The sequence below is a fragment of the Pseudomonas baetica genome (genome assembly GCF_019733355.1).
Lineage (GTDB): Bacteria > Pseudomonadota > Gammaproteobacteria > Pseudomonadales > Pseudomonadaceae > Aquipseudomonas > Aquipseudomonas baetica_A.
The window spans coordinates 1-273 of record NZ_JAIHLQ010000178.1; the positions used below are offsets into that span (position 1 = coordinate 1).

The 273-nt window shown below is 63.7% G+C and carries 1 protein-coding gene; it reads left to right on the top strand.

Features of this window, described 5'->3' with window-relative positions; all coding sequences use genetic code 11:
* The coding region (locus K5E40_RS34640) for an immunoglobulin-like domain-containing protein (RefSeq protein WP_221734455.1) at nucleotides 1-273 on the top strand (273 nt) is incomplete at both ends.

Sequence of the window (273 nt, forward strand, 5' to 3'; positions counted from 1 at the left end):
CGTCGACACCACCAACCTGTCGCTGTCAGCGACCGGTACCGTGGCTGAGGGCGGCTCAATCGTCTACACCGCCACCCTGACCAACGCTGCTGGCTCGCCAGTCACCGTGACTCTGTCGAACGGCGCCGTCATCACCATCGAGGCCGGTAAAACCACCGGCACCGTGACTGTTCCAGCGCCGGCTGACGACGTCTACAAAGATGCCGGTACCGTCCAGGCAACGATCAGCACAGCGACCGGTGGCAACTTCGAGAATCTGGTGCCGAGCACCGC